23 protein-coding genes are annotated in these 22,319 nt (G+C 64.1%); 7 read left to right on the top strand and 16 right to left on the bottom strand.

Translation table 11 applies throughout. From position 1 onward, the window contains the following. Positions 1-23: 23 nt before the first annotated feature. From NKI67_RS24910 to NKI67_RS24900, 3 genes are all read right to left on the bottom strand, one after another. The gene (locus tag NKI67_RS24910) at positions 24-1,037 is read right to left on the bottom strand and encodes a substrate-binding domain-containing protein (RefSeq protein WP_023676725.1); all 1,014 of its coding nucleotides are present in this window, start codon (positions 1,035-1,037) and stop codon (positions 24-26) included. A 105-nt stretch (positions 1,038-1,142) separates the two neighbouring features. Further along, positions 1,143-2,048, bottom strand: a complete 906-nt coding sequence (locus NKI67_RS24905; protein ID WP_502909360.1) for a sugar phosphate isomerase/epimerase family protein — start codon at positions 2,046-2,048, stop codon at positions 1,143-1,145. Then, complete coding sequence (locus NKI67_RS24900; protein ID WP_352647412.1) at positions 2,048-3,082, bottom strand: Gfo/Idh/MocA family protein; 1,035 nt, start codon at positions 3,080-3,082, stop codon at positions 2,048-2,050. The genes NKI67_RS24905 and NKI67_RS24900 overlap by 1 nt, the downstream gene beginning before the upstream one ends. A gap of 196 nt (positions 3,083-3,278) precedes the next feature. On the opposite strand from NKI67_RS24900, the gene NKI67_RS24895 reads away from it, so the two are divergent. Continuing rightward, positions 3,279-4,304: a LacI family DNA-binding transcriptional regulator gene (locus tag NKI67_RS24895; RefSeq protein WP_352622711.1), complete on the top strand. Its 1,026-nt coding sequence runs from the start codon at positions 3,279-3,281 to the stop codon at positions 4,302-4,304. Between the two features lie 10 nt (positions 4,305-4,314). Here the strand turns inward: NKI67_RS24895 and NKI67_RS24890 are convergent, their stop codons facing one another. The 6 genes from NKI67_RS24890 to NKI67_RS24865 are packed head-to-tail and all read right to left on the bottom strand — an operon-like array spanning position 4,315 to position 10,817. Next, positions 4,315-5,226, bottom strand: coding sequence for a ribokinase (locus NKI67_RS24890; protein ID WP_352647409.1), 912 nt, complete (start codon positions 5,224-5,226; stop codon positions 4,315-4,317). Positions 5,227-5,273: 47 nt separating this feature from the next. Further along, the gene (locus NKI67_RS24885) at positions 5,274-6,149 is read right to left on the bottom strand and encodes a MurR/RpiR family transcriptional regulator (RefSeq protein WP_352647406.1); all 876 of its coding nucleotides are present in this window, start codon (positions 6,147-6,149) and stop codon (positions 5,274-5,276) included. Continuing rightward, positions 6,146-7,123, bottom strand: a complete 978-nt coding sequence (locus tag NKI67_RS24880; protein ID WP_352647404.1) for an ABC transporter permease — start codon at positions 7,121-7,123, stop codon at positions 6,146-6,148. The genes NKI67_RS24885 and NKI67_RS24880 overlap by 4 nt, the downstream gene beginning before the upstream one ends. Before the next feature lie 16 nt (positions 7,124-7,139). Then, a complete protein-coding gene (locus NKI67_RS24875; protein ID WP_352647402.1) occupies positions 7,140-8,672 on the bottom strand; it encodes a sugar ABC transporter ATP-binding protein in 1,533 nt (510 codons plus the stop codon). A 56-nt stretch (positions 8,673-8,728) separates the two neighbouring features. Further along, positions 8,729-9,787 (bottom strand): sugar ABC transporter substrate-binding protein, encoded by a 1,059-nt coding sequence (locus tag NKI67_RS24870; RefSeq protein WP_352456545.1) that lies wholly within the window; start codon positions 9,785-9,787, stop codon positions 8,729-8,731. 40 nt (positions 9,788-9,827) lie between these two features. Beyond that, a complete protein-coding gene (locus tag NKI67_RS24865) occupies positions 9,828-10,817 on the bottom strand; it encodes a TIM barrel protein (RefSeq protein ID WP_352647400.1) in 990 nt (329 codons plus the stop codon). A 247-nt stretch (positions 10,818-11,064) separates the two neighbouring features. Between NKI67_RS24865 and NKI67_RS24860 the strand changes: the two genes are divergently transcribed. Beyond that, the gene (locus tag NKI67_RS24860; RefSeq protein ID WP_352647398.1) at positions 11,065-12,543 is read left to right on the top strand and encodes an esterase-like activity of phytase family protein; all 1,479 of its coding nucleotides are present in this window, start codon (positions 11,065-11,067) and stop codon (positions 12,541-12,543) included. 146 nt (positions 12,544-12,689) lie between these two features. Here NKI67_RS24860 and NKI67_RS24855 read toward each other — a convergent pair whose 3' ends face one another. Beyond that, positions 12,690-13,478, bottom strand: a complete 789-nt coding sequence (locus NKI67_RS24855) for a L,D-transpeptidase (protein WP_023676737.1) — start codon at positions 13,476-13,478, stop codon at positions 12,690-12,692. Positions 13,479-13,670: 192 nt separating this feature from the next. On the opposite strand from NKI67_RS24855, the gene NKI67_RS24850 reads away from it, so the two are divergent. After that, complete coding sequence (locus NKI67_RS24850) at positions 13,671-15,143, top strand: MATE family efflux transporter (protein WP_352622699.1); 1,473 nt, start codon at positions 13,671-13,673, stop codon at positions 15,141-15,143. Between the two features lie 9 nt (positions 15,144-15,152). On the opposite strand, the gene NKI67_RS24845 is transcribed toward NKI67_RS24850, so the two are convergent. Beyond that, positions 15,153-16,361 (bottom strand): MFS transporter, encoded by a 1,209-nt coding sequence (locus NKI67_RS24845; RefSeq protein ID WP_023676739.1) that lies wholly within the window; start codon positions 16,359-16,361, stop codon positions 15,153-15,155. 156 nt (positions 16,362-16,517) lie between these two features. On the opposite strand from NKI67_RS24845, the gene NKI67_RS24840 reads away from it, so the two are divergent. Continuing rightward, complete coding sequence (locus NKI67_RS24840; RefSeq protein ID WP_023676740.1) at positions 16,518-17,093, top strand: TMEM175 family protein; 576 nt, start codon at positions 16,518-16,520, stop codon at positions 17,091-17,093. A gap of 7 nt (positions 17,094-17,100) precedes the next feature. On the opposite strand, the gene NKI67_RS24835 is transcribed toward NKI67_RS24840, so the two are convergent. Then, the gene (locus NKI67_RS24835; RefSeq protein ID WP_023676741.1) at positions 17,101-17,382 is read right to left on the bottom strand and encodes a hypothetical protein; all 282 of its coding nucleotides are present in this window, start codon (positions 17,380-17,382) and stop codon (positions 17,101-17,103) included. Between the two features lie 129 nt (positions 17,383-17,511). Between NKI67_RS24835 and NKI67_RS24830 the strand changes: the two genes are divergently transcribed. After that, positions 17,512-18,384, top strand: a complete 873-nt coding sequence (locus NKI67_RS24830) for an SDR family NAD(P)-dependent oxidoreductase (RefSeq protein WP_352636630.1) — start codon at positions 17,512-17,514, stop codon at positions 18,382-18,384. Between the two features lie 69 nt (positions 18,385-18,453). On the opposite strand, the gene NKI67_RS24825 is transcribed toward NKI67_RS24830, so the two are convergent. The 3 genes from NKI67_RS24825 to NKI67_RS24815 all read right to left on the bottom strand — a co-directional run bounded on the left by NKI67_RS24825 (position 18,454) and on the right by NKI67_RS24815 (position 20,281). Next, positions 18,454-18,885, bottom strand: coding sequence for a low affinity iron permease family protein (locus NKI67_RS24825; RefSeq protein ID WP_031211766.1), 432 nt, complete (start codon positions 18,883-18,885; stop codon positions 18,454-18,456). A gap of 169 nt (positions 18,886-19,054) precedes the next feature. Continuing rightward, entirely contained in the window at positions 19,055-19,696 is a 642-nt protein-coding gene (locus NKI67_RS24820) for a DapH/DapD/GlmU-related protein (protein ID WP_352589494.1), read from the bottom strand. Positions 19,697-19,792: 96 nt separating this feature from the next. After that, positions 19,793-20,281 (bottom strand): CreA family protein, encoded by a 489-nt coding sequence (locus tag NKI67_RS24815; protein WP_023676745.1) that lies wholly within the window; start codon positions 20,279-20,281, stop codon positions 19,793-19,795. A 205-nt stretch (positions 20,282-20,486) separates the two neighbouring features. Here NKI67_RS24815 and NKI67_RS24810 point away from each other — a divergent pair, with 205 nt between their 5' ends. Together NKI67_RS24810 and NKI67_RS24805 are read left to right on the top strand one after the other, a co-directional pair. Next, on the top strand, positions 20,487-21,065 hold the full coding sequence (locus tag NKI67_RS24810) for an SCO family protein (protein WP_352450110.1): 579 nt from the start codon (positions 20,487-20,489) through the stop codon (positions 21,063-21,065). An 11-nt stretch (positions 21,066-21,076) separates the two neighbouring features. Then, complete coding sequence (locus tag NKI67_RS24805) at positions 21,077-21,949, top strand: 50S ribosomal protein L11 methyltransferase (RefSeq protein ID WP_352636628.1); 873 nt, start codon at positions 21,077-21,079, stop codon at positions 21,947-21,949. A gap of 39 nt (positions 21,950-21,988) precedes the next feature. On the opposite strand, the gene NKI67_RS24800 is transcribed toward NKI67_RS24805, so the two are convergent. Then, positions 21,989-22,168 (bottom strand): hypothetical protein, encoded by a 180-nt coding sequence (locus tag NKI67_RS24800; protein ID WP_031211768.1) that lies wholly within the window; start codon positions 22,166-22,168, stop codon positions 21,989-21,991. Positions 22,169-22,319 lie beyond the last annotated feature (151 nt).

Here is a 22,319-nt window from a genome sequence, read left to right as displayed (position 1 = left end):
ATCCCGGCCGGCGGCTTGGGAGGTCAGCGCAGCGCCTGTTTGGCGAGCTCGGCGACGATCTCGTAATTCTGCGGCGTGACGAAGCCGGCGCCGGTATCGACATTCATCGGTGCGAGACCGAGCACAACCTGCTGGCAGAGGCTGAGGATCGGCAGATAGCCCTGCAGGAACGGCTGCTGGTCGGCCGTCAGCTGCACCCAGCCGCCCTTGAAGCCCTCGACGATCTGCGGGCTGGTGTCGAAGCCGAAGTTGAAGATATCGCCCGGCTTCCTGCCCGCCGCCTGCATGTAAGTCGGGACGTTGCCCAGCATCTGTCCGCCGGGATAGCCAACCGCCTTGACGTCGGGATTGTTGAGCAGTGCCGCGGTGATCACCGGAAGGGCCAGATTTGGGTCGGAAGCCCATTCGCCGCTCGGTGGCGAGGAGAGCTGTATGACCTCGACGCCCGCTTCCTTGAGGGCAGCGACAGTGCCGCGTTCTCGCGCGCCGCGGCTCTCGTTCTCGAACGGGCCGATCATGATTGCCTTGTCGCCGGCCTTGAGCCCGGCCAGCTTGACCGCCTCGGCGCCAAGCGCGCGGCCCTGCTGCTCCTGCTGGGCGCCGACATAGCCGCCGCCGAACGCCGCCGTGACCGTCGGCACCGGCACGTTCTGGTACATCATCTTGATACCGTCCTTGTGTGCCTGTTCGGCCAGCGGCATGATCGCGGCGTCGCCGGGGTGGCCCATCATGGCGATGCCTTGGGGCTTGACCGCGACAGCCTCGCGCAATTGCTGCACCATCTTCTCGACATCCCACTGGGAAAAGATGTAGTCGACCTTCGGCCCGAGATCGGCCGCCGCCTGCTTCGCGCCATTATAGACGATCGTGCCGAAGGCATCGCCCTCGGCGCCGCCGACGAAGAAACGGATATGGACATCCTTACACCACTGGGCATCGAGCGCCTGCGCCGGCAAGGTCGAGAGTGCGGCGGCGAGCGCCATCGCGGCCGCCGCGACGGTCGAGCGCAGAACTGTCCTTCTCATCGTAATGCTCATGCACTTATCCTCCCTTTGTTCCCTCGCTAGCCGAGGGGTTTTGACGATCGCTTCGGCATTGCGCCGCAATCTTTCGCTGGCCGGCACCTCCCGCCGGCCGACTTCTCACACCGGGTTCGGCAGATAGCTTGCGCCTCCCCGGCATTGTTGGAGATAATCCAGTGCCCGCGCCTGGCCGGTGATCTCGAGATCGCCGCGGTAGACCGGGTCGTGCCAGCCCTCGATGTCGATGGCGCCCTTGTAGCCGGCCAGCCGCAGCTCGCTCATCACCCGCGTCCAGTCGCTATCGCCGAAGCCAGGGGTGCGCATCTGAACGAACGGCAGGCGGCCGAACACGCCATGTTCGCGGATCACGTCCCAGCGCACCGTCGCGTCCTTGCCGTGGACGTGGAAGATGCGCGGCGCCCATTTGCGGATCTGCGGGATCGGATCGATCAGGTAGACCAGCTGATGACAGGGCTCCCATTCCAGGCCGAGATTGTCGTTTGGCAATTCGTTGAACATCAGCTCCCAGGCGTCCGGATTGTGGGCGATGTTCCAGTCACCGCTGGCCCAGTTGCCGTCCATCGCGCAATTCTCGAACGCGATGCGCACGCCCTTGTCGGCGGCGCGCTTGGCGAGCGCCCCCCAGACCTCGCGGAAACGCGGCAGGCTGTCAGGCAGCGGCTTGCCGCGGATGCGGCCGGTGAAGCCGCTGACCACATTGGTGCCGAACAGATGCGCGTTGTCGATGATCGTTTCCCAGGCCTGGAGCACGCCGCGATCGACTTCGCCGCCCTCCAGCGGATTGCCGAACACGCCGATCGACGAGACCACGACATCGGCATCGCCGATCGCCTCGCGGATCTCGCCCGCCAGCCGTGGAATGTCCTTGCCGCCCAGCGTCTGCCAGAAGAACGGCTGGATGCTCTCGAAGCCGAGCGGCAGGATCTGCCTGACATAGGCGGCCGGGTCGTCCAGATTGGCCCGCACCATGGTGCCGATCCTGATGTCGAGCAGCGGGTTTGGCATCATGATCCTTCCTGTGCAGCGATGGCGACCCGGCGCCCGGTTTCGGCGCTCTCGATCGCAGCGAAAACCATGGCCAGGCTCTTGATGTTGTCGGCGCCGCGCGTCTCCGGCGCGGTGCCGGTCTCGGCGGCGCGGAGGAAATCCTGGATGATGCCGAGATGGCCGCCGACGCGATCTGCCGGGTCGAGCGGCGGCACGGCTATCGGTTCGGTGCGGTCGAACAGGCCTTCACGGACCGGCCGCACGACTTCCGCCTTCAACCCGTCCGCGCCGTCCCAGACAATGCTGCCGCGCTCGGCGACGATCCGCCATGTACTGTCCCAGCTGGTACGGAAGCCGGCCGCGCACCAGCTGCCGGCATAGGTGAACAGCTTGCCGCCGCCGAGGTCGAAGCTTGCGGTTGCCGACGACCCTTGCCGATACCAGGAGTTGGCCGGCTCCCACTCCTGGCAATAGACGCCGGCCGGTTCGCCGGCCACCATGTAGCGGGCTGCATCGAATGTGTGGATCGCCATATCGAGCAGCAGCACATGGCGCATCTCTTCGCGAAAACCGCCGAAATGCGGCGCAACGAAGAAATCGGCGTGGATGCTGGTTGGCGCACCAATGGCGCCGGAATCGAGAAAGCGCCGGATGCGCCTGACGTTGGCGACATAGCGGCGGTTCTGCACGACGGCATGGATGCGGCCGGCGCTGCGGGCCGCCTCGACAATGGCACGCGCATTGTCCGGGCTGTCGGCCAGCGGCTTTTCGGTCAAGAGATGGCAATGGTGGGCAAAGGCGGAAAGCGCGACCTCGCGGCGGGCGGCGGGAACCACGACGTCGAATACCGCGTCGGGCCTGGTCTGGTCGAGCACGGCGTCGAGGTCGGTTCCGATGACGGCGCCGGAAAGCTCGTATTCGCGCGCCCTTGCCCGCGCCCTTTCGGCGTCGAGATCAACCAGGCCGACAATGGCGAGCCCGTCGATCTGCCTGGCCGCATCGAGCCAGGCTTTGCTCATCGCGCCGCAGCCGACCAGGACGACATTGATCATCCAGCACTCCTCCCTCTCGGCCCCTCCAGACCGATCGTCACGGCGTTCACGGCAGGGCCGCAAACGTTCTTCCGTAAACGTTTACGAGAACACACCCGATGGCGTAGAATGTCAATCGGCCGGCTGTGAAAAATCGTGGCGTCGGCTTGGCCCGGAGAGCAGCCGGTGCTAGCCAAGCAAGGGGGAGAACTGTCCTTTGGCGTCCAGTATTCACGACCTTGCACGTCACCTGAATATTTCGATCGGCACGGTGTCGCGCGCGCTCAACGGCCGCGCCGACGTCAATGCCGATACACGCCAGCGCGTGCTCGATGCGGCCAAGAAGCTGAATTATTCGCCGAACCAGTCCGGCCGCAGCCTGCAGCGCGGCGCCACCCATTCGATCGCCTTCATGCTGCAGCCTCATCCGGGCGACCAGGAATATGGCGAGCCGTTCTTCATTCCGTTCCTGACCGGGTTGCAGGCCAAGCTCGCCGAAAGCGGCCTCGACCTGATCGTAGTGATGGGCGCGCCGGGCGACTATCAGCAGGAGCGCCTGCGCCGTGTCGTCGAGACCCGCAGGGCGGATGCCGTGGTGCTGGCCTGGACGCGGCGCGAAGACGAGCGCATCGACTATTTGACCCAGGCCGGTTTCCCGTTCGCGACGCTCGGCCGCAGCCGCTCCGGCGGCGATGCCTACCCCTCGCTCGACCTCGACTTCGAAAAAGCCGGAGCAGACGCGGTCGATCGTCTCGTCGCGCGCGGTCACCGCCGCATCGCCGCCATCCGCCCGTCGCTCGACCTCAATTTCGGCTATCTGTTCCTCGCCGGCTATCGCAAGGCGTTGCGGCGGCACGGCATCGAATTCGACCCCGAGTTGATCGCCGACGGCTTCATCAACGAGGCCGGCGGCTACGCGGTGACGCCGAAGGTCATGCGCTCCAAGGACCCGCCGACCGCCATCATCTTCAACAACGACGCGATGGCGCTTGGCGGCTGCAAGGCTTTGGCCGAGGCGGGCATCAAGCCCGGCCACGACATCGCGGTGATCGTCATCGTCGACACCCCGCTCTGCCGCTATTTTTCGCCGGCGCTGACCGGCTTCCGCCCGGCGCTTGAGCCGATGGGCGAGCGGTTGGCCGAAATGCTGCTGGCATCGATCCCGGCTTACGCCGGCGACGAAGGCGCCCGCATCATCCGTGAAGTCTGGCCGCTGGAACTGATCGCGCGCGACAGCGATTGAATCGCGGCGGTCACTGAGCAGGCTCAGATTGATCAAGACCCCCGCGCTCGCGCTCCGGCGTTGCGACCAGCGAGGCAGCGGCGGCATTGGCGGCGGCAAGTGCCGCCTCGACGGGCTCTCCACGCGCAAGCCACGCCGCAAAGGCGCCGACGAATTCATCACCGGCACCGTGGGTGCTGACCACCTCCACCGGCATCGCCGGCAAGGCGAATGCCTGGCCGTCGCGGTCGCAATAGGCAACGCCCTCGCCGCCGGCCGTGACGATTGCAGCCGGATAGAAACCGACGAGCATGCCGGCCGCCTTCGCAGCACCCTCGAGCGTGTCGACGACCGCAATGCCGGCCAGGAACTCCGCCTCGATGGCATTGACGATGACGATATCGGTGAGTGCGATCAGTTCGCCGGACAGTTTTCGTGCGGGTGCCGCATTGAGGACGACGCGGCCGCCATGTCTCCTCACCGCCCGCGCGGCAGCGATGTTGGCGGGTTCCGGCACCTCGTTCTGCAGCAGCAGCACCGAAGTGTGCGCGATCATTTCTGCCGCCTCTGCGATGTCCTTCTCACCCAAGGTGAGATTACTGCCTGAGACGATCACCGCGCCATAGTCGCCGCCGTCGTCGAAGATCGCCACGCTCATGCCCGAGCCGGCGCCAGGCGCGACCCGTACGAAGCGGCTGTCGACGCCGCAGCGGCCGAGATTGTCGAGAAGCGCGCGGCCGAAATCGTCATCGCCAACCGCGCCGATCATCGCTGCGCGCACGCCGGCCCGTGCCGCCGAGACAGCCTGGTTCCCGCCCTTGCCGCCGCATTTCGGCTGCCAGGCATGGCCGGTCACGGTTTCGCCCTTGCGCGGGCGGTCAGGCGCCTCGACCATGATGTCGTAATGCAGGCTGCCGAACACCGTCACCAGCGCGGTTGTCATGCGCCCCAAACTTTCATCAGCCCCAAACCTTCACGAGCCCCAAACTTTCACGAGCTCTTGTCTTTCCGCTTTGACGTCACCGCCGACATGGTGCGGCCCAGATTACGCTCCGCCGCCCGGTAGTCGCGTTGCGCCACCGCGACGAACAGCGCGTCGAGAATGTTGAGCTGGGCGATACGCGCCGCCGCGTTCTCGCCCATCAGCGGCGAGCCCTGCGCGGTCGAGCACAGCACGATATCGGCGACGGCGGCCAGCGGCGAGTTGTCGTAGTTGGTGATGGCCAGCGTGCGCGCGCCGCTCTTGCGGGCGAGATGGATGGCATCGATGACGGCGCTGGTGTTGCCGGAATGCGAGAAGCCGACCGCGATGTCGTCGGTGTCGAGCAGCGAGGCCGACATCAGCATCATGTGCGAATCATCGTAGACAGACGTGCGGATGCCGATGCGCAGGAATTTGTGCGAGACGTCGCGCGCGATCTGCGCCGAGCCACCAACGCCATAGAAGTCACGGTTCTTGGCGCGGTAGAGAAGATCAGCGGCGCGGTCGAAATCGTCCATGTCGAGGATGGCCAGCGTCTCCTCCAGCGCCTGGATCGAGGTGCGGAACACCTTCTGGACGATCTCGGCCGAACTGTCGTCCACCGACAGCTCCTGATGCATCTCGGCGGTCGGCAGGCGGCTGTATTCATAGACCGCCGTGCGAAAGTCGCGATAGCCGGAAAAACCCAGCTTCTTGGCGATCTTGACCACCATCGCCTCCGAGACACCGGCCTCCTCGGCGATCTGCTTGAGCGGTATGGTCTCGTCGAAGCCGCGCCGTCCGAAGACGGTTTCAACCACCTTCGCCTCGAGCGGCGTCAGATGCGGCATCATCATGCGAATGCGCGGTCCTACTGCTTTCAGGTCCAGCCCGGTCAAGGTCATCCACGTCCCCTCGTCACGCGATCGATAAGCATCGCGGCGAGGATTATAAGGCCAGTTGCCAGGAGCTGATAGAAGGACTGCACGTTCATCAGCGTCAGGCCGTTGCGCATGCTGCCAAGGATGACGGCACCCAGGATGGTGCCGACGACGCTGCCCTTGCCGCCCATCAGCGAGGCGCCGCCGATCGCCGCCGCTGCTATGGCGTCGAGCTCCCAGAGATTGCCCAGAATGGGTTCGGCCGCACCCAGCCGGCCGATCAGGATCTGCGCTGCAAGAGCTGCCAGCAGGCCCGAGATCATATAGGCGACGATCTTGGTGCGGGCGATCGGCACGCCGGCTATGTAGGCCGCCTCCTCATTGCCGCCGACGGCGAGCAGATATTCGCCGAACGGCGTCTTCTTGAGGATGATCCAGGCAATCAGCGCGACCACCGCCACGATGATGACCGCCAACGGCAATCCGAACAGCGAGCCGTTGAAGATGGCACGGAAGCCGGCAGGCAGGCCGAGCACCGGATTGCCGCCGGTATAGATCAGCGCCAGCGCCCGGTAGGTGCTGAGCGTTCCCAGCGTGACGATGAAGGGCTGCAGCCCGACATAGGCGACCAGCACGCCGTTGAGCAGTCCGCAGGCAAGGCCGATGGCGAAGCCAGCGGCGATGGCCAGCGGAAACGGCACACCGGCAACCAGCATCGAGGCCGAGATGACCGCCGAAAGGGCTCCCGTCGGCCCGACGGACAGGTCGATGCCGCCCGAGATGATGACCAGCGTCATGCCCAACGCCAGGCAGGCATTGATGCTCGATTGCTGCAGGATGTTGATCAGGTTACGCTCGGCAAAAAAGCCGGGGACCAGCGCCCCGAAGACGGCAAGGATCACCACCAGGCCGATCAGCGTGCCGGCGTCGCGCACGGAAAACCGGTGCAGGAAATCTGCCCTTGGGCGCGCTGCTGTGTGTTGGGTTATATCGGTCATCCGCTGGTCCTGTCCGTTATGCACCGGCCCGATGGCCTTGCGCCTTGCCGGCCTCAATCTCCGTTTGGGGTATGGCGTGCGCGGCGATCGCGTGTTCGCTGAGACTTGCGCGGCCCAGTTCGGCGGCGACCATGCCGTCGCGCATGACGAGCACGCGGTCGGCGAGCCGGATCACCTCAGGCAACTCGGACGAAACGACGATAACCGAATGGCCTTCGGCGGCGAGCTCCTCGATCAGGTGGTAGATCTCCGCCTTGGCGCCGACATCGATGCCGCGCGTCGGCTCGTCGAACAGAAGGATCCGCGTTCCCGCCGCCAGCCAGCGGCCGATGATCGCTTTCTGCTGGTTGCCGCCGCTGAACAGCCGAATTGGCCGATCGAGCAGGAACGGCCTGAGATTGACTCGCTTCATCTTCTCGGCTGTCACGCGCTTCAGCCGGCGATGGTCGATGAGGACGCGCGGCGCGAACACGCCCATCGAGGCCAGCGCCATGTTGCTGGAGATCGACCGCAACGGCACGATGCCTTCGCGCTTGCGCTCCTCCGGCACCAGGCCGATGCCGGCCGCGATCGCGTCGCGCGGACTGGAAAGCTTTACCGCCTTGCCGTCGATCTCTATTGCGCCTGATGAGGCCCGGTCGGCGCCGGCCAGCAGCCGCAGCAGTTCGGTGCGGCCGGACCCGACCAGGCCGGCAATGCCCAACACCTCGCCGCGATGCAGGTCGAACGAAACGTCACGGACCTTGGTTGCCGAGGCGAGGCCACGCACGCTCAGCCTGATCTCGGGGGAAGCATGCGAGCGGTGTTGTTCCTGGGCAAGCTCGCGGCCGACCATCATCGAAACGACGGCCTTTTCCGACATCTGCGCGAGATCGACGGTTTCGACCACAACGCCGTCGCGCATGACAGTGGCGCGCTCGCAGATGCCGAACACCTCGTCCAGCTTGTGCGAGACATAAACGACGGCGACACCGTCGCGTGCCAGACCGGCAATGACTTCCGCCAGCCGTTCGAACTCGCTCGGCGTGAGGCTCGACGTCGGCTCGTCCATCGCCACGATCCTGGCGCGGTCGAGCAGCGCCCGGGCGATCTCGACGATCTGCCGCTGCGCCACCTTCAGGCTGCCAAGCGGGGCTGCCGGATCGATGGTCGGGTCGATGGCGGCCAGGGCTTCCGCAGCGCGGCTTTCCTGCTCGCGCCGTGCGACGAAGACGCCGCCGCGCGTCAACGGATGGCCGAGAAACATGTTCTGGGCGACGCTGAGGCGTGGCACCTGCTGTAATTCCTGATGGATCATCGCCACGCCGGCGGCGCGCGCCGCGACCGGGTTGTTCAGCGTCACCGGTTTGCCGTCGATCAGCACGCTTCCCGCCGTCGGCCGGTAGACGCCTGACAGGATGCGCAGCAGCGTCGATTTGCCGGCGCCGTTTTCACCGAGCAGGCCATGGATCTCGCCGGCGCCGACCGAAAAGGACACATCGCTCAGCGCCCGCACGGCCGGAAACACCTTGGAAATGCCCTCGAATTGCAGCCGGGAGATGACTGACATTGCTTCGGTTCTCCAGGCAAGGTGCCGACCCAAGGCCGGCACCCGCCGGCCCTGCTCTACTGGCCCGCTGCCGCGTCCTCGAGCAGCGCCTTGCGCACGGCGTCGCCGGCGCCGGAGTAGCGGTCGGCATTGTCCTTGGTGATCAGCGCCTGCGGCGTGGCGACGACGCGCGGCAGCTTCTGCCCGGCCACCAGTCGCAGCGCCGATTCCAGCGCCACCTCGCCGGTCAGCACCGGGAACGAATCGACGGTGCCGGTCAGCTCGCCGGCGCGGATCGAGGCGTAGGCGTCGGAAATCCCGTCGGTGCCGAACACGGCGACCTTGTCCTTTAGGCCGGCGGCCTTGACCGCTTCGACGATGCCCAGCGCCATGCCGTCATTGTTGGCATAGAAGCCGATCAGATCGGGGTGCTGCTGCAGGATGTTGGTGGCCGCGTCGTAGGAGGTCTGGCGATCCCAGTTACCGGGGACGCTGGCGACGACGTCGAACTTGCCGGCTTCGGTGATGGTGGTCTTGAAGCCGTCGGTGCGCTGGACGGCGGCGTAGACGCCGGCCTGGCCTTCGACGATGGCGACCTTGCCGCCATCCGGCCGGTTCTTGATGAACCATTTGGCGACGCGCACGCCGTTGTCGCGCTGGACATTGCCGACATAGTGCTCGGCCTGCGGGATGACCGCGTCGTTGACGTTGACCACCGGCACATTGGCTGCCTTGGCCTGTTCCATGATCGGCTGCAGGTTGGAGTCGGTCTGCGGCGAAACGAGCAGCACGTTGTAGCCTTGCGTGACCAGGCCTTCGGCGATGGTGAGCTGGCCGAGCTGGTCGCCCTCGCTCTGCGCCGCCTGGTAGACGACGGGCACGCCGGTGCGGTCGCCGAACGACTTGTAGCCCTCTCCCAGCGAGCGCCAGTATTCATTGGTCAGCGTCTTGGAGACCGCACCCGCCTTGGTACCCTCGGGCAGCTTGGGGAAGGCCCCGAACTTGGCCTCGAGCTGCGACCAGTCGATGCGATCCTTCTCGGTGTCGGAATTGAGCGGCGCGAGGTCTGCGGAAAACACCGAGCCGATGGACAGCGCCATCAGGCCAGCGGTAGCGGTGGCAAGCAGAAATTTCATGGTCCTTCCTCCCTTGTTGAACGGAATATGCGGCCGGGCCTCAGCTGTCCGGGCCGAGCATGGCTTCCTGGATAATGGCTTGCGACGCGATCGCGTCCTGACGGTCGACGGCGGCTAACATGCGGTTGTCCCCGTCCAGCCGATCGACGACGCGCAGCATGCGCTTGACAGTCGCGATGTTGACTTCGCATTCGTGGACCGGGTCGAGCCCGGTCATATCGGGAAACGTGTCGAAGTAGATGGCGCCGGCGTAGCCGTTGCGGCGGATCTGGCGCAGCAGCTCGATCGTCTGCAGCGTATGCACGGCCCCGACCATCAAGCCGTCGTCGCGCTTGGCATAGCCATCGTTGAGGTGCACGCCGAGCAGCTTGCTGTGCCGTGCCACGAGCGCAGCGGCGAAAGCCGGCTGCTCGTCGGCGTAGAGCACATGGGCGAAATCGAGCGTCACGCCGAGATTGGGCAGGCCGATCTCGCGGATCGCCAGCAACGTCGTCGCCGCATCGGGCATCAGGCTGTAGGAGCGCGGCTCGTTGGGTTTGTATTCAAGGCTGATCTGGCAATCGGGGTCATGCGCCGCAACTTCACGAATTCCATCGATTTCGTGTTGCCAGAGCGTCGCATAATCGGCCTGGAAAGCATAATCGAAGCCATCCTGCCCGAGCCACAGCGTCATCAGGCTGGCGCCAGCCTCGCGCGCGGCGTCGATCCCGGCCTTGGTCATGTCGATGGCCTCGCGGCGAACGGCCGGATCCGGATTGGTGAAGGCGCCGAGCTTGAAGGCCGGGTTGGAGTAGTAGCGCATGGCGAAACCATTGATGGAAAGCCCGAGATCGCCGAGTTTGCGCGCCATTTCCGCAGGCTTTTCATCGACATGGTCGGGAAAGTTGAGGTCGAGATCGGTCAACTCCGCAACCTTCGCCGCACGTGCCGCCATTTGCAGCATGGACGGTTTGCCGACAAGATCGGGCCACTCGGCCTGTGGCCGCGAGGCAAAGGAATTGAGGCGGGTGGCGAAACGACAGACTGTCATCGGTGGCCTTTCATCGTCATAGCTTCACATAAGAACGATAATTTGTAAAGTTGTTAATTGCACTCTCGGCGGCGACGGATTCGCATGTCCAGGCCAGTTGCGACCACAAGGGTCAAAGCAAGCGCGGCACTGTCACGCAAGTATCATGTTCGCGTCCTAGATCGCTTCTCCGAAGGCTTTCGCGGCATCCTCGATGCGACGCGGCGCTTTTTCGGGCCCCGGCAGCTTTGTCTCAAAGAGGATATCCATGAAAAACCTGCACCGAACCGCGTCCCTCGCTGTCGCGCTGGCGATGTTCACCGCCTTGACTCCGGCCCTGGCAGAAAACTCCGCGACCGTCGGCGGCGTCAGCTTCGTCAACAAGGGCCTGGTCGGCGTCGGCCGCATCCCGGCCAGCCAGAAGGACAAGTTCGGCGAGACGTTTGGCTCCGGCTCAGGCATGTCGATCGATGCTGCCGGCTGGACGCATGGCGCCGACGGCTACAAGGGCTCGTTGTGGCTGTTGCCGGATCGCGGCTACAATGTCGTCGGTACTACCGACTACCGGCCGCGCCTCAACACGATTGCCATCGAGTTCGCTCCGATCACGCCGGGTGCAGTGCCAGCCGCCGGCCAGGAACAGTCGGGCCTCAGGGCGACGCTTGCCGACACCATGCTTTTGACCGACGACAAGGGCGCCGACGCAACCGGGCTCGATCCGCTCAACGGCGTGCGTGCCGCGACCGACGACATGCCGATCCTGCCCGAAGCCAACGGCAAGCTCGCGCTCGATAACGAAGCGATCGCACGGCTGCCCGACGGCACGCTGTTCATCTCGGACGAATACGGTCCGAACATCTACCGCTTCTCCGCCGATGGGCGTCTGATGTCGGCAACGCAGCCGCCGGCGGCGCTTGTCCCGATGCGTCACGGGACGCCAAACTTTGCTTCCAACAATCCGGGACCTGGCGCGGCAGACCCAGATCCGAAGGATCCCGAAACCGGCCGTCAGAACAACCAGGGCCTCGAAGGCATGGCGCTGACGCCGGACGGGAAGTTCCTGATTGCCGTGCTGCAGTCGGCCCCAAGGCAGGATGGCGGCGATTCCGCCTCGACGCGCCAGAACACGCGCGTGCTGGTCTACGATGCCTCGGATCCCGGCCAGCTCAAGCTCGCGCATGAATATGTCGTGCCGCTGCCGGTGTTCACCGATGCCAAGGGCAAAACCAAGATCGCCGCGCAGAGTGAAATCGTGGCGCTGTCGGACAAGACCTTCCTGATGCTGGCGCGCGACAGCGGCAACGGCCAGGGGCTGAAGGGCGACACCTCGCTCCATCGCGAGATCAGCGTCGTCGATGTGTCGGCGGCAACCGACATCGCCGGCACAGAGTTCGACAAGGACAAGCCGCTGGCGCCCAAGGGTGAGCTCGATCCATCGGTGACGCCGGCCAAGCTGACGCCGTTCATCGACATCAACGACAAGAGCGAGCTCGGCCGCTTCGGGTTGCACAATGGCGCGCCCAACGACCGCAACAACCTTTCGGAGAAATGGGAGGCGATGTCGGTGGTGAGCGTCCTCGATCCAAAGCTGCCCGACGACTATTTCCTGTTCGTCGCCAATGACAATGACTTCCTCACGCAGGACGGCTTCCAGGTCGGCGCGGCCTACAAGGCCGAGGATGGCGCCGATGTCGACACCATGTTCCTGGTCTATCAGGTCACGCTCCCAGGCCTCACCGGGAAGTAGCGGCAGCCATACAGGCGGAGGCGCCGAACGCGTCCGCCTGAGCTGGCGCGATTGAACGGTCGTGCCCCTTCAGTTGCGGCTCGCCCGCGAAAAGACGGTGTCCTAAGCATCGCAAAACCTGCGACTGACGATCCAGTCGAAGGCACTTACCTCAACATCTCCGCGTCCCTTGGCACGCCTGCATCGATCGGCTCGGCCGTCCTGTTTGACACGGCGGCGATCTTCCCGGCGGCCGACAGGTTCGGGCGCACGAAGACCGGCACGACGCCATCGACGCGGCTGTAGAGGTCGATAATGTCCTGATTCATGAAGCGCACACAGCCGGAGGAAGCGTTCTTCCCGATGGAATCCCACTCCGGCGTGCCGTGCAGCCTGTACATCGTGTCCTTGCCGTCACGGAAGAGATACAGCGCGCGGGCACCAAGCGGGCTCTGCGGGCCGGGCGGCATGCCGTCCTTGTATTTCGCCAGTTCCGGCCGGCGTTGGATCATTTCCGGCGGCGGCGTCCAGACCGGCCACTTCTTTCTCGCCTGAACCACGGCGCTGCCGGTCCATCCGAAACCGGCCTTGCCGAGGCTGACGCCATAGCGAATTGCCTTGCCGCCGTCGCGCACCAGATAGAGGAAGTGCTCGGAAGTATCGACGACGATCGTGCCGGGTTTTTCTCCAGTCGGGTCGGCCACGATTTGACGCACGAATTTCGGATCGACCTTGGCTACCGGAATTGCCGGCAGTTGATAGCCCTCGTCGATGCGCGCGGCATACATGCTTGCGGCATCGCCGAGAGCCGGATCGCTTGGTGCCGCGGGCACCGGCGGCGCCGCCACGTCCGTCGTGGTGCACGACGAAAGAGCCACGGAGGCCGCGCCCAGAGCGGATGCACCAAGAAAGGCGCGCCGGTTCAGGCGCTCAAAAAACAACGGAATATCGGACATGAGCCCCCCGGCTTACCGATGAGATCCAGGAAAATGCGGCCCCACGCGTGCGGGATCAATATACGATTCCGAAAGGTTTGAGAAATGCTTAGATCAAGGCACGCCAGGCGGAATTTACAGCGCCGCATCGACCTCTCCCGTTAAATCGGCAATCATTGCGGACTCAGACAAGCCTTCGCCGAGTTGCCTGCCATGGACGACAACATGCCCCCGCGCCGGCAGACCGGCGACCTCACCAGTGGGCCTATCCCGCGCACCCTTTTGCTGTTTGCCCTGCCGGTGCTCGGCTCCAATGTGCTGCAGTCGCTCAACGGCTCGATAAATGCCGTGTGGGTCGGCCGTTTCCTCGGTGAAGCGGCGCTGACCGCCACGTCCAATGCCAACCTCGTGCTGTTTCTCATCCTCGGCACCGTCTTCGGCATCGGCATGGCGGCGACCATCCTGGTCGCACAATCCGTCGGCGCTCGTGACCTGCCCGAAGCCCGGCGCATCGTCGGAACCAGCGCCACCTTCTTCTTCCTCGTCTCGGTGGTGTTCGCGGTCTGCGGCTGGATCTGGGTCGATGCGATCCTCGATGCGCTCGGCACGCCGGCCGATGCGTTGCCGCTGGCGCGCTCCTATCTGCGCATCATCTTCCTCGCCGTGCCGATGATGAACCTGCTGTCCTTCGTCATGACGGTGCTACGCGGCGCCGGCGATTCGCGCACGCCTTTCCTGTTCATGGCGCTGGCCGTCGTGCTCGACGTCGTTTTGAACCCGTTGCTCATCCTCGGCATCGGCCCGTTCCCCGAACTCGGCATCGCCGGCTCGGCCGCGTCGACGCTGATCGGCCAGACGGTAAGCGTGGTTGCCATCCTGATCGTGCTTTATGCGCGCAAGCACCCGCTGCGGCTGGCCGGCGCCAATCTCGTTCTGCTGCGGCCGGACCCGGCGCTGCTGCGCATTGTCGTCTTCAAGGGCGTGCCGATGGGCCTGCAGATGATCGTCGTTTCGGCCGCGGCGCTGACGGTGATGGGCATGGTCAACTCGTACGGCTCGCAGGTCGCGGCTGCCTACGGCATAGCCGCACAGCTCTGGACCTATATCCAGATGCCGGCGCTCGCCATCGGCGCCGCGGTGTCGTCCATGGCGGCGCAAAATGTCGGCGCCGGGCGCTGGGACCGGATTGGACGCATCGCCGCCTCCGGCGTCGGCTTCAACCTTGTGCTCACCGGCATGCTCGTCGCGCTGCTGTTCGTATTCGATCGCGCGGTGCTCAGCCTCTTCCTTGGCAGCGACAGTGCAGCAATCGAGATCGCCACTCACATCAACAAGATCGCGTCGTGGTCCTTCATCCTGTTCGGCATCACCATCGTGCTCTTCGCCACCGTGCGTGCCACCGGCGCGGTGATGCCGCCGCTGATCATCCTGGTGATCTCGGTGCTGCTGGTGCGCACCAGCTTCGCCTATTTCTTCCGAAGCGTGATCGGCGAGGAAGCTCTGTGGTGGAGCTTTCCGGCTGGCTCTATAACCTCGCTCGTGCTGGCCGCGGCCTATTATCGCTTCGGCCGCTGGCGCAGCCTGCACATGATCGAGAGCCGGCCGGCTGCCGGCGAACCGCCGGATACCGGCCTCGGCGTACCGCGCCAGCGCGCGCATCTTTCGCCCGAGACACCGAACGGCTGAAAGGTCGGCTCAGCGCGCGTATTTCGCGCCAAACCCGAGAGCGACCAGGGAAAAGACGACAATCATGCCGGCAAAGGCCAGGCTTGCCACGGTCGCACCTGCCACCGTCGACAGAACGCCGATGCCGATGACCGGCAGCGCGTTGCCGCAAAAACAGCAGATGAAGAAGGCCGAGACGACTTCGGCGCGCCGGTCCGCCGGCGCGATCTCGTTCACCACTTGCAAGCCGCCGCGATAGCCGAGCGCTGCCGCCCCGCCGCACAAGGCGGTCCCGGCAATCATTATGGCCATCGAGGCGAAGACCTGCGCCGCAACGACCAGTGCGACGGTTGGGATCATCAGCGCAAGTGCCGCGAACATCGCGGCTCGGCTCGAAAGACGTGCCGTCGCTACAATGGTGGCGGCCGTCACGATTGCCAATTCAAAGAACAGAGCGCCGGCTTCGGCATGGTTGGTTACCTGCAGTTGCTGCGCCAAAATGCTCGGTGCGAGTGCTGCATAAAAGCCGACCAGCGCCATTGCGCCAAAGCCGGTCACCGCCGGCGCAACGAAACTTGCGCGGATGTCATCGGGCACGGAAAGCCGCGGTCGCATCGAAACGTCAGCCAGTTTCCCCGGCCGCGAAACGGTTTCCCGCGTGCGCCAGACCAGCAGGGTTACAGTCGCGAGCATCGCCAGGTAGACGACGAATGTCAGCCTGAGCGGCCAGGGCGCGTATTCGGCGAGCAACCCGGCCCCCAGCGCACCGAGGCCGAGGCCGAGAAAATTGGTGCTGGTGGCAATCGTCGCCGCCTGTGACTTGTCGTCGGTCGGGAGCAATTCGGCGAGCCAGGCGGTGCCGGTGCCCGCGCCAACGCCGATTCCCAGTCCGCTCAGAATTCGGGCGATATCGAGCCAGGCGACATTTTCGGCGAAGAGGAAAACCACCGCGCTGACGACGGCCACCGCCATCCCGGCCAATGCCATTGGACGGCGCCCGATGACATCGGACACACGCCCTAACATCAGAAGCGCTGCCAGATTGCCGATGACATAGACGGCGTAGACCAGCGTCAAAGTGATCTGCGAGAAGCCGAAGAGCTGCTTGTAGATGATGTAAAGCGGCGTCAGCGCCGTGCTGCCGGCGAAAAGAGCCGCAATCATGGCGGCCACGGCGGCCGCTGCAGCGCGGCCGCCGAGTTCGTGATCGCGCGTCATGACTTGAGCGTGAGCTGTCATTTTTTCGACCTTTTGCTGTTCGGGATCTGACATCCTAACGCCTTTTTCGCGTCAGCCGTTCCCCCCCCCCGGCTTGCTCCTGACAAGTTTGGCAGCTTTGCCGATGGCGCTGAGCGAGATCCTCTTTTAACTTCAGCGGATTGTCAGGGGAGATTCATGGGCAAGGGACGAGTCGAGGCATTCACCGATGGCGTGGTCGCCATCATCATCACCATCATGGTGCTGGAATTGAAGGTGCCGCATGGCGAGGATTTTTCCGCGCTGGCACCACTCTGGCCGATCTTCCTCAGCTATGTGCTGTCCTTCATCAATGTCGGCATCTACTGGAACAATTTGCACAACATGTTCCATACCGTGCAGCGGGTCGACGGCCGCGTGCTGTGGGCGAACCTCAACCTGCTGTTCTGGCTATCGCTGATGCCGGCGACGACAGCCTTCATGGGTGAGAACCATTTCGCGCCGGTGCCGGTTGCCGTCTATGGCGTCGACCTGGCGCTCTGCGCCATCGGCTTTAACATCCTCACCATGGCCCTGCATCGACTGCACGGCAATGAGACTCTCTTCGCCAGGGCGTTGGGCAATGACCTCAAGGGAAAGATCTCGCTGGTCCTCTATCTTTCCGCCATCGCGCTGACCTTCGTCAATCACTGGATCGGTGTCTCGATCTATGTCCTGGTGGCGATGATCTGGTTCGTGCCGGACAGGCGCTTCGAGCGGCTGATCGAGAAATAGGCCCCCTCTAGCCTCGCATTGCTTTCAGCTTTTCCGCTACCGAAGCGGCAAGGTCGGCGTAGCGCTCCTCCAGCCGCTCGGCCGCCTTGATCACTGAAAAATCATGGCCGAATTTTTCCAGCGCCATGCGCAGCTTTTCGACGAATTCGGCCTGTTTTTCGAGCGCCGAAAACAGCGTCATAACTTGCGCTTCGCTGATGTCGGGATTGGCGAGCATTTGTGGCACCTCGCGGCTCATCTGGTCGCCGGTGGCGGTCTGTTCTTTCAGGATCTCGATCCAGTCGGTCAATCGTCAGGTCTCCTTTTCGATATCAGCATGCGCAGCGCCCGCCGATGCGGTCAACCCGAAGATGCCGGCACCGGCTTGCGCGAGCCTCTTTCCGCGCTAAGTTCGCCGCGGCCAGAACAGGAGAAAATCATGACCACCGACGCCGAGATCCAGACCGCCCTGCCCGCACTTGCCTCCGGCAATGTCGCCGTCATCACCGGCGCGGCCAGCGGCATCGGCCTTGCCGCGGCCAAACGGCTGGCGGCGATGGGCATGAACATCGTGTTGGTCGATATTGGCGGCGCACGCCTCGATGAGGCCCGGCGCGCCGTCGCCGCCATCGCCGGCGACAGCGCCGTGATTGCCATTGCCACCGACGTTTCGAAAGCCGACGAACTCGACCGCCTCGCCGAAAGGACATCCGGCACTTTCGGCGACGTGTCGCTGCTGATGAACAATGCCGGCGTCGGCAACAACCCCGGCAAGCCCTGGGAGAACCATGACGCCTGGAAGCGACTGCTGGACATCAATTTCTGGGGTGTCGTGCATGGCGTAGAGGCGTTCGCGCCACGCATGCTGGCGGCGGGAAAGCCCGGCCTGATCGTCAACACCGGCTCCAAGCAAGGCATTACCACGCCGCCCGGCAACCTCGCCTACAACGTCTCCAAGGCTGGCGTGAAGACCTATACCGAGGGCCTTGCACACGCGCTGCGCAACGAGCCGGGCGCCAGTGTCGCGGCGCATCTGCTTATCCCCGGGTTCACTTTTACCGGCCTGACCGAAGGTGCGACCGAAAAGCCGGCCGGCGCCTGGACCGGCGAGCAGGTCATCGACTTCATGCTGGCCTCGCTACTACGTGGCGATTTCTACATCCTGTGCCCCGACAACGAGGCGACCCGGTCCATGGACGAAAAGCGCATGGCCTGGGCGATTGGCGACCTCATCGAGAACCGCCCTGCCCTGTCGCGCTGGCACCCGGACTACAAAGATGCTTTCGCGGCATTCATGACACGCACCGCATGATCCCGAACCGAAGATCACCGTAGCAAAGAATCGGATCCGATCTTCGCAGGTATGCGCCGGACCTTTATATCACGCCGCCGCGTGCTTCTTCGTGTTCCGCTTCTTCGCCATGGCTTTCTCGGCTGCCAACTCGGCAAGCTTCTGATCATGCCGCTTCGCTGCCTGTTCGCATTTCTTGCGGATCTCTTCGACCTCGGTCTCAGTCAGGTGTTCGATACCGATGAAGGTGTTCTGGGCTGTGCTGACCCGGATCAATTCGTCGAGCTTCGCCTGGATCGCAGCGCCATCGCGGTTCTGGGTGTTCTGGATGAGAAACACCATCAGGAAGGTGACGACCGTCGTGCCGGTGTTGATGACGAGCTGCCAGGTGTCCGAAAAGCCGAACATCGGCCCGCTTGCCGCCCAGACGACGATGATCAGGAAACAGACGGCAAACGTCGGCGGCAGGCCGGCAAAATGGGCGACGTTGTTGGCGATCCTGGTGAAAAGCTTCTCAATCATTCAAACTCCCTCAACAGCCGGGCGACGAACCCGGACGGAAGCCGAGTTCATTGTGTCTGCAGAAACAGTTGGCAGCCGCTCCTGGTTCCCTCGTAGCGGAAGGTCGCGGGTACATTGTTGGAGGAGCAGATCGCGCAGGCCGTCGGACCGCTTGCAGATACGCCCGAAGTCAGGCGGCGCCGTTTTCCCAGCGGTCGAGGAAAGCCTCGATGGGCAAGGCCTGCATGTCGGGGACTGCCCTGGCCAGTTTCTCGAGCGGCCAGTCCCACCAGGCAAGACGTTCGATCCGGGCCGCAGTTCCCGCGCTGAAGCGCTGCCGCAATGGCCTGGCCGGAACGCCGGCGACGATTGCATAGGCCGGCAGGTCTCGCGTCACCACCGCATTGGCACCGACGATCGCGCCGTTGCCGATCACTATGCCAGGCATGATCACGGCGCCATGGCCGATCCAGACATCATGGCCGATGCTGACGGCTCTCGCCCGCCGCCGGTCGCGGAATGCCTGATCGACACCCAGCCAGCGGAAGTACTCGTTGGGCCGATAGCTGATTTTGTGCTGCGTCAGCCGCTCGACCGGATGCTCCAGCGCATTGATGCGGCTGTTGGCGGCGATCGAGCAGAATTTGCCGATCGTCGTATAGATCGCCTCGGCGTGGCGCTCGAAGTAGGAGAAGTCGCCGACCGTCACCTCGCGCAGGATGACCCGCTCGCCGATCGACGCGTGGCGTCCAAGCTTGCACGCCTTCAGCTCCGCCGTCGGATGGATGCGCGGCTCGGGATCTTTCAGGACAAGGTGTTCGGGACGGTCCATGCGCGCGCTTTACGCCCGCGCGGATAGTCTCGCAAGCCGAGTGCAGCGCCGCGCATCCGTTTGGACGCGCCGAGGACCCTGTAGCACCTTAAGTCTCTATTTCGGCTTGCCGCTGGTCCACACCACGTTCTGGCCGTAGAGCGGCACGGTGGTGACCGACATTTTTGCCGAGCCGTCCTGCACCTGGCGTGAATGCGACAGGTAGATCAGGGTCTCGTTGGCCTTGTCGTAGATGCGGTTCACCACCTGCTTCTTCCAGATCAGGCTGATGCCTTGCTTGAACACCTCCTCGCCGGCCTCGCTCATGTCGATGTCGCCAATGGTGATCGGCCCGGTCTGGCGGCAGGAGATCGAAGAATCGGACGGGTCCTCGAACCAGTTGCCTTTCTGCAGGCGGTCGATCACGCCACGGTCGAAATAGGAGACGTGGCAGGTCACGCCCTCGACCTTCGGATCCTTGATCGCCTCGACGATGATATCGTTGCCGAGCCAATCTACGCCGACCTTGCCGACTTCCTCGGCGGCGGCCGCGCCGGCGCCAATGACAAGGCATGCGGCCAACGCGCCGCCAATCAGTTTTCGCAAAGAGGCCTCCTGCGGTTCGAATTTTGCCGACCTCAGGTGGGACGAACGGCAGCGCTTTGCAAGCAGATCGCCTCCCACAGGATTGCCGGTTGCGGCAACGCGACATCTTTGCGTCGGCGCGACCGAACCGCTAAGAGTGTTCGCCAAGCCAGGGCCTTCACGGCGCCAACCCGGCGCCCGATGGAAATAACGACGGACTTCACTGATGATGCGTTCAATTCTGGTCGGTATTCTCGTCCTGATGGCCGCCGGAATCGGCTGGCTCACCTTCGACTGGTACCGCGGACACTATGGCGGCGAGCCGTTCGGAGCACCTTTCACGCTGGTCGACCAGAAGGGCGCGCCGGTCACCGAAGCCGCCTTTCGCGGCCACCCCAGCGTCGTCTTCTTCGGCTTCACGCACTGTCCGGAAGTCTGCCCGACCACGCTTTTCGAGTTGGCCGGCTGGCTGAAGACGATGGGCGACGACGGCAAGAACCTGCGTGCCTATTTCGTTACGGTCGACCCGGAGCGCGATACGCCCGAAATCATGAACACCTATGTCAGCAATTTCTCCGATCGCATCCTCGGCATATCAGGCGATCCCGACAAGGTCCACGCCATGGCCAAGTCCTTCGGCATCTACTGGAAGAAAGTCGACACGAACGACGGCGACTACACGATGGACCACACTGCTTCGGTGCTGCTGCTCAACGCCAAGGGCGATTTCGCCGGCACCATTGCCTATGGCGAAAGCCCGGATGCCGCCATCGCCAAGCTCAAACGGCTGGCGGCGGAAGGTTGACACATCCGGTAATGACGCAGACGCGTTTGTATTTCACCGCGGGCAAGATCGAGGCTGACCGCATCTTTGCGGCGCTCGGTGCGGCATTCGACGATGAGGGCCTGCCGATTGCGGTGCTCGAGGTCGACGAGGACCGCGACATCCACGAAGTATCGCTCTATGCCGACGACGACGTCGATGCGGTCGAGGCGCGGCTTAGGGACATCCTTGCCGGACTGTCGCTGTCGAAACCGATAGCGCGCGAAGCGCTGCCCGACATCGACTGGGTGGCGCGCTCGCTGGAGGGATTGAAACCGGTTCGGGCCGGGCGCTTCTTCGTCCATGGCGCGCATGACCGCAGGAAGCGCCACAGCGGCGAACTCGCCATCGAGATCGAGGCCGGCCTTGCCTTCGGTACCGGCCATCACGGCACCACCGCCGGCTGCCTCGAAATGCTGGAGCAGGTCATACAGCGCGAGCATCCGCGCAACGCGCTCGACCTTGGCACCGGCAGCGCGGTGCTCGCCATCGCGGTGGCCAAGCTCGCGCATATACCGGTGCTGGCGACCGACATCGACCCGGTCGCCGTCAAGGTGGCCGCCGCCAATGCGCGACTGAACCAGGTCAAGGGGCTCATTGAAACGGTGGCGGCGCCCGGTTTTCATCATCCGATCTTTGCCGCGCGTGCGCCCTTCGACCTGATCGTCGCCAACATATTGGCGCGGCCGCTGATGCGTCTGGCGCCGCAAATGGCCGGACATATGGCGCTCGGTGGCTCGATCGTTTTGTCGGGCATCCTCGAGCGCCAGCGCGATGCGGTAATCGCGGCCTATGTCGGCCAGAAATTCCGGCACGTCCGCACCTTGCACCGCGAGGGCTGGGTGACGATTCACCTCAAGCGCTGAGGCGCAGCGCCTTCAACGCAAGCCGGAATCAGCTCGGACCTAGCGCGAGTTCGCCGCTTTCTTCAGCTGTTCGCGATCGTAGCCGTGAGCTTTCAGCGTTTCGTCGTCAAAGCCAAGCAGAACGCCGCTCACATACCGGCTCGCTTCGCGCTGGCGAGCTTCGATCAGCGCTTTCACAGCGTTTCTGAAAAATCCGCGTCTAGGTGAAATCGTGGACATGACGGTCTCCTTTGCAGGGCAATAGGACTCTTTCCTCCACGTGAAGGGGGTAAGCTCTGCTGACGCTTTTTGAAATCGCCGATTCTGCATGGCGTCCATGCGCAAAGAGACACGCAGCAACCGGGAATGATCGGTCCGAAAATCGATTCCG

The organism is Mesorhizobium sp. M0408, assembly GCF_040321495.1.
GTDB lineage: Bacteria > Pseudomonadota > Alphaproteobacteria > Rhizobiales > Rhizobiaceae > Mesorhizobium.
The sequence above is the reverse complement of the archived record's forward strand: the minus strand, read 5'-3'. Positions and strand labels throughout refer to the sequence as shown.

Bases quoted from the DNA above. Each gene is read 5' to 3' on its own strand.
- NKI67_RS24845 (WP_023676739.1), bottom strand. From the start codon at position 16,361: ATGACAGCTCACGCTCAAGTCATGACGCGCGATCACGAACTCGGCGGC.
- NKI67_RS24820 (WP_352589494.1), bottom strand. From the start codon at position 19,696: ATGGACCGTCCCGAACACCTTGTCCTGAAAGATCCCGAGCCGCGCATC.
- NKI67_RS24880 (WP_352647404.1), bottom strand. From the start codon at position 7,123: ATGACCGATATAACCCAACACACAGCAGCGCGCCCAAGGGCAGATTTC.
- NKI67_RS24885 (WP_352647406.1), bottom strand. From the start codon at position 6,149: ATGACCTTGACCGGGCTGGACCTGAAAGCAGTAGGACCGCGCATTCGC.
- NKI67_RS24810 (WP_352450110.1), top strand. From the start codon at position 20,487: ATGATGCGTTCAATTCTGGTCGGTATTCTCGTCCTGATGGCCGCCGGA.
- NKI67_RS24825 (WP_031211766.1), bottom strand. From the start codon at position 18,885: ATGATTGAGAAGCTTTTCACCAGGATCGCCAACAACGTCGCCCATTTT.
- NKI67_RS24805 (WP_352636628.1), top strand. From the start codon at position 21,077: ATGACGCAGACGCGTTTGTATTTCACCGCGGGCAAGATCGAGGCTGAC.
- NKI67_RS24860 (WP_352647398.1), top strand. From the start codon at position 11,065: ATGAAAAACCTGCACCGAACCGCGTCCCTCGCTGTCGCGCTGGCGATG.
- NKI67_RS24910 (WP_023676725.1), bottom strand. From the start codon at position 1,037: ATGAGCATTACGATGAGAAGGACAGTTCTGCGCTCGACCGTCGCGGCG.
- NKI67_RS24890 (WP_352647409.1), bottom strand. From the start codon at position 5,226: ATGACAACCGCGCTGGTGACGGTGTTCGGCAGCCTGCATTACGACATC.
- NKI67_RS24870 (WP_352456545.1), bottom strand. From the start codon at position 9,787: ATGAAATTTCTGCTTGCCACCGCTACCGCTGGCCTGATGGCGCTGTCC.
- NKI67_RS24800 (WP_031211768.1), bottom strand. From the start codon at position 22,168: ATGTCCACGATTTCACCTAGACGCGGATTTTTCAGAAACGCTGTGAAA.
- NKI67_RS24850 (WP_352622699.1), top strand. From the start codon at position 13,671: ATGGACGACAACATGCCCCCGCGCCGGCAGACCGGCGACCTCACCAGT.
- NKI67_RS24875 (WP_352647402.1), bottom strand. From the start codon at position 8,672: ATGTCAGTCATCTCCCGGCTGCAATTCGAGGGCATTTCCAAGGTGTTT.
- NKI67_RS24830 (WP_352636630.1), top strand. From the start codon at position 17,512: ATGACCACCGACGCCGAGATCCAGACCGCCCTGCCCGCACTTGCCTCC.
- NKI67_RS24855 (WP_023676737.1), bottom strand. From the start codon at position 13,478: ATGTCCGATATTCCGTTGTTTTTTGAGCGCCTGAACCGGCGCGCCTTT.
- NKI67_RS24865 (WP_352647400.1), bottom strand. From the start codon at position 10,817: ATGACAGTCTGTCGTTTCGCCACCCGCCTCAATTCCTTTGCCTCGCGG.
- NKI67_RS24840 (WP_023676740.1), top strand. From the start codon at position 16,518: ATGGGCAAGGGACGAGTCGAGGCATTCACCGATGGCGTGGTCGCCATC.
- NKI67_RS24900 (WP_352647412.1), bottom strand. From the start codon at position 3,082: ATGATCAATGTCGTCCTGGTCGGCTGCGGCGCGATGAGCAAAGCCTGG.
- NKI67_RS24905 (WP_502909360.1), bottom strand. From the start codon at position 2,048: ATGCCAAACCCGCTGCTCGACATCAGGATCGGCACCATGGTGCGGGCC.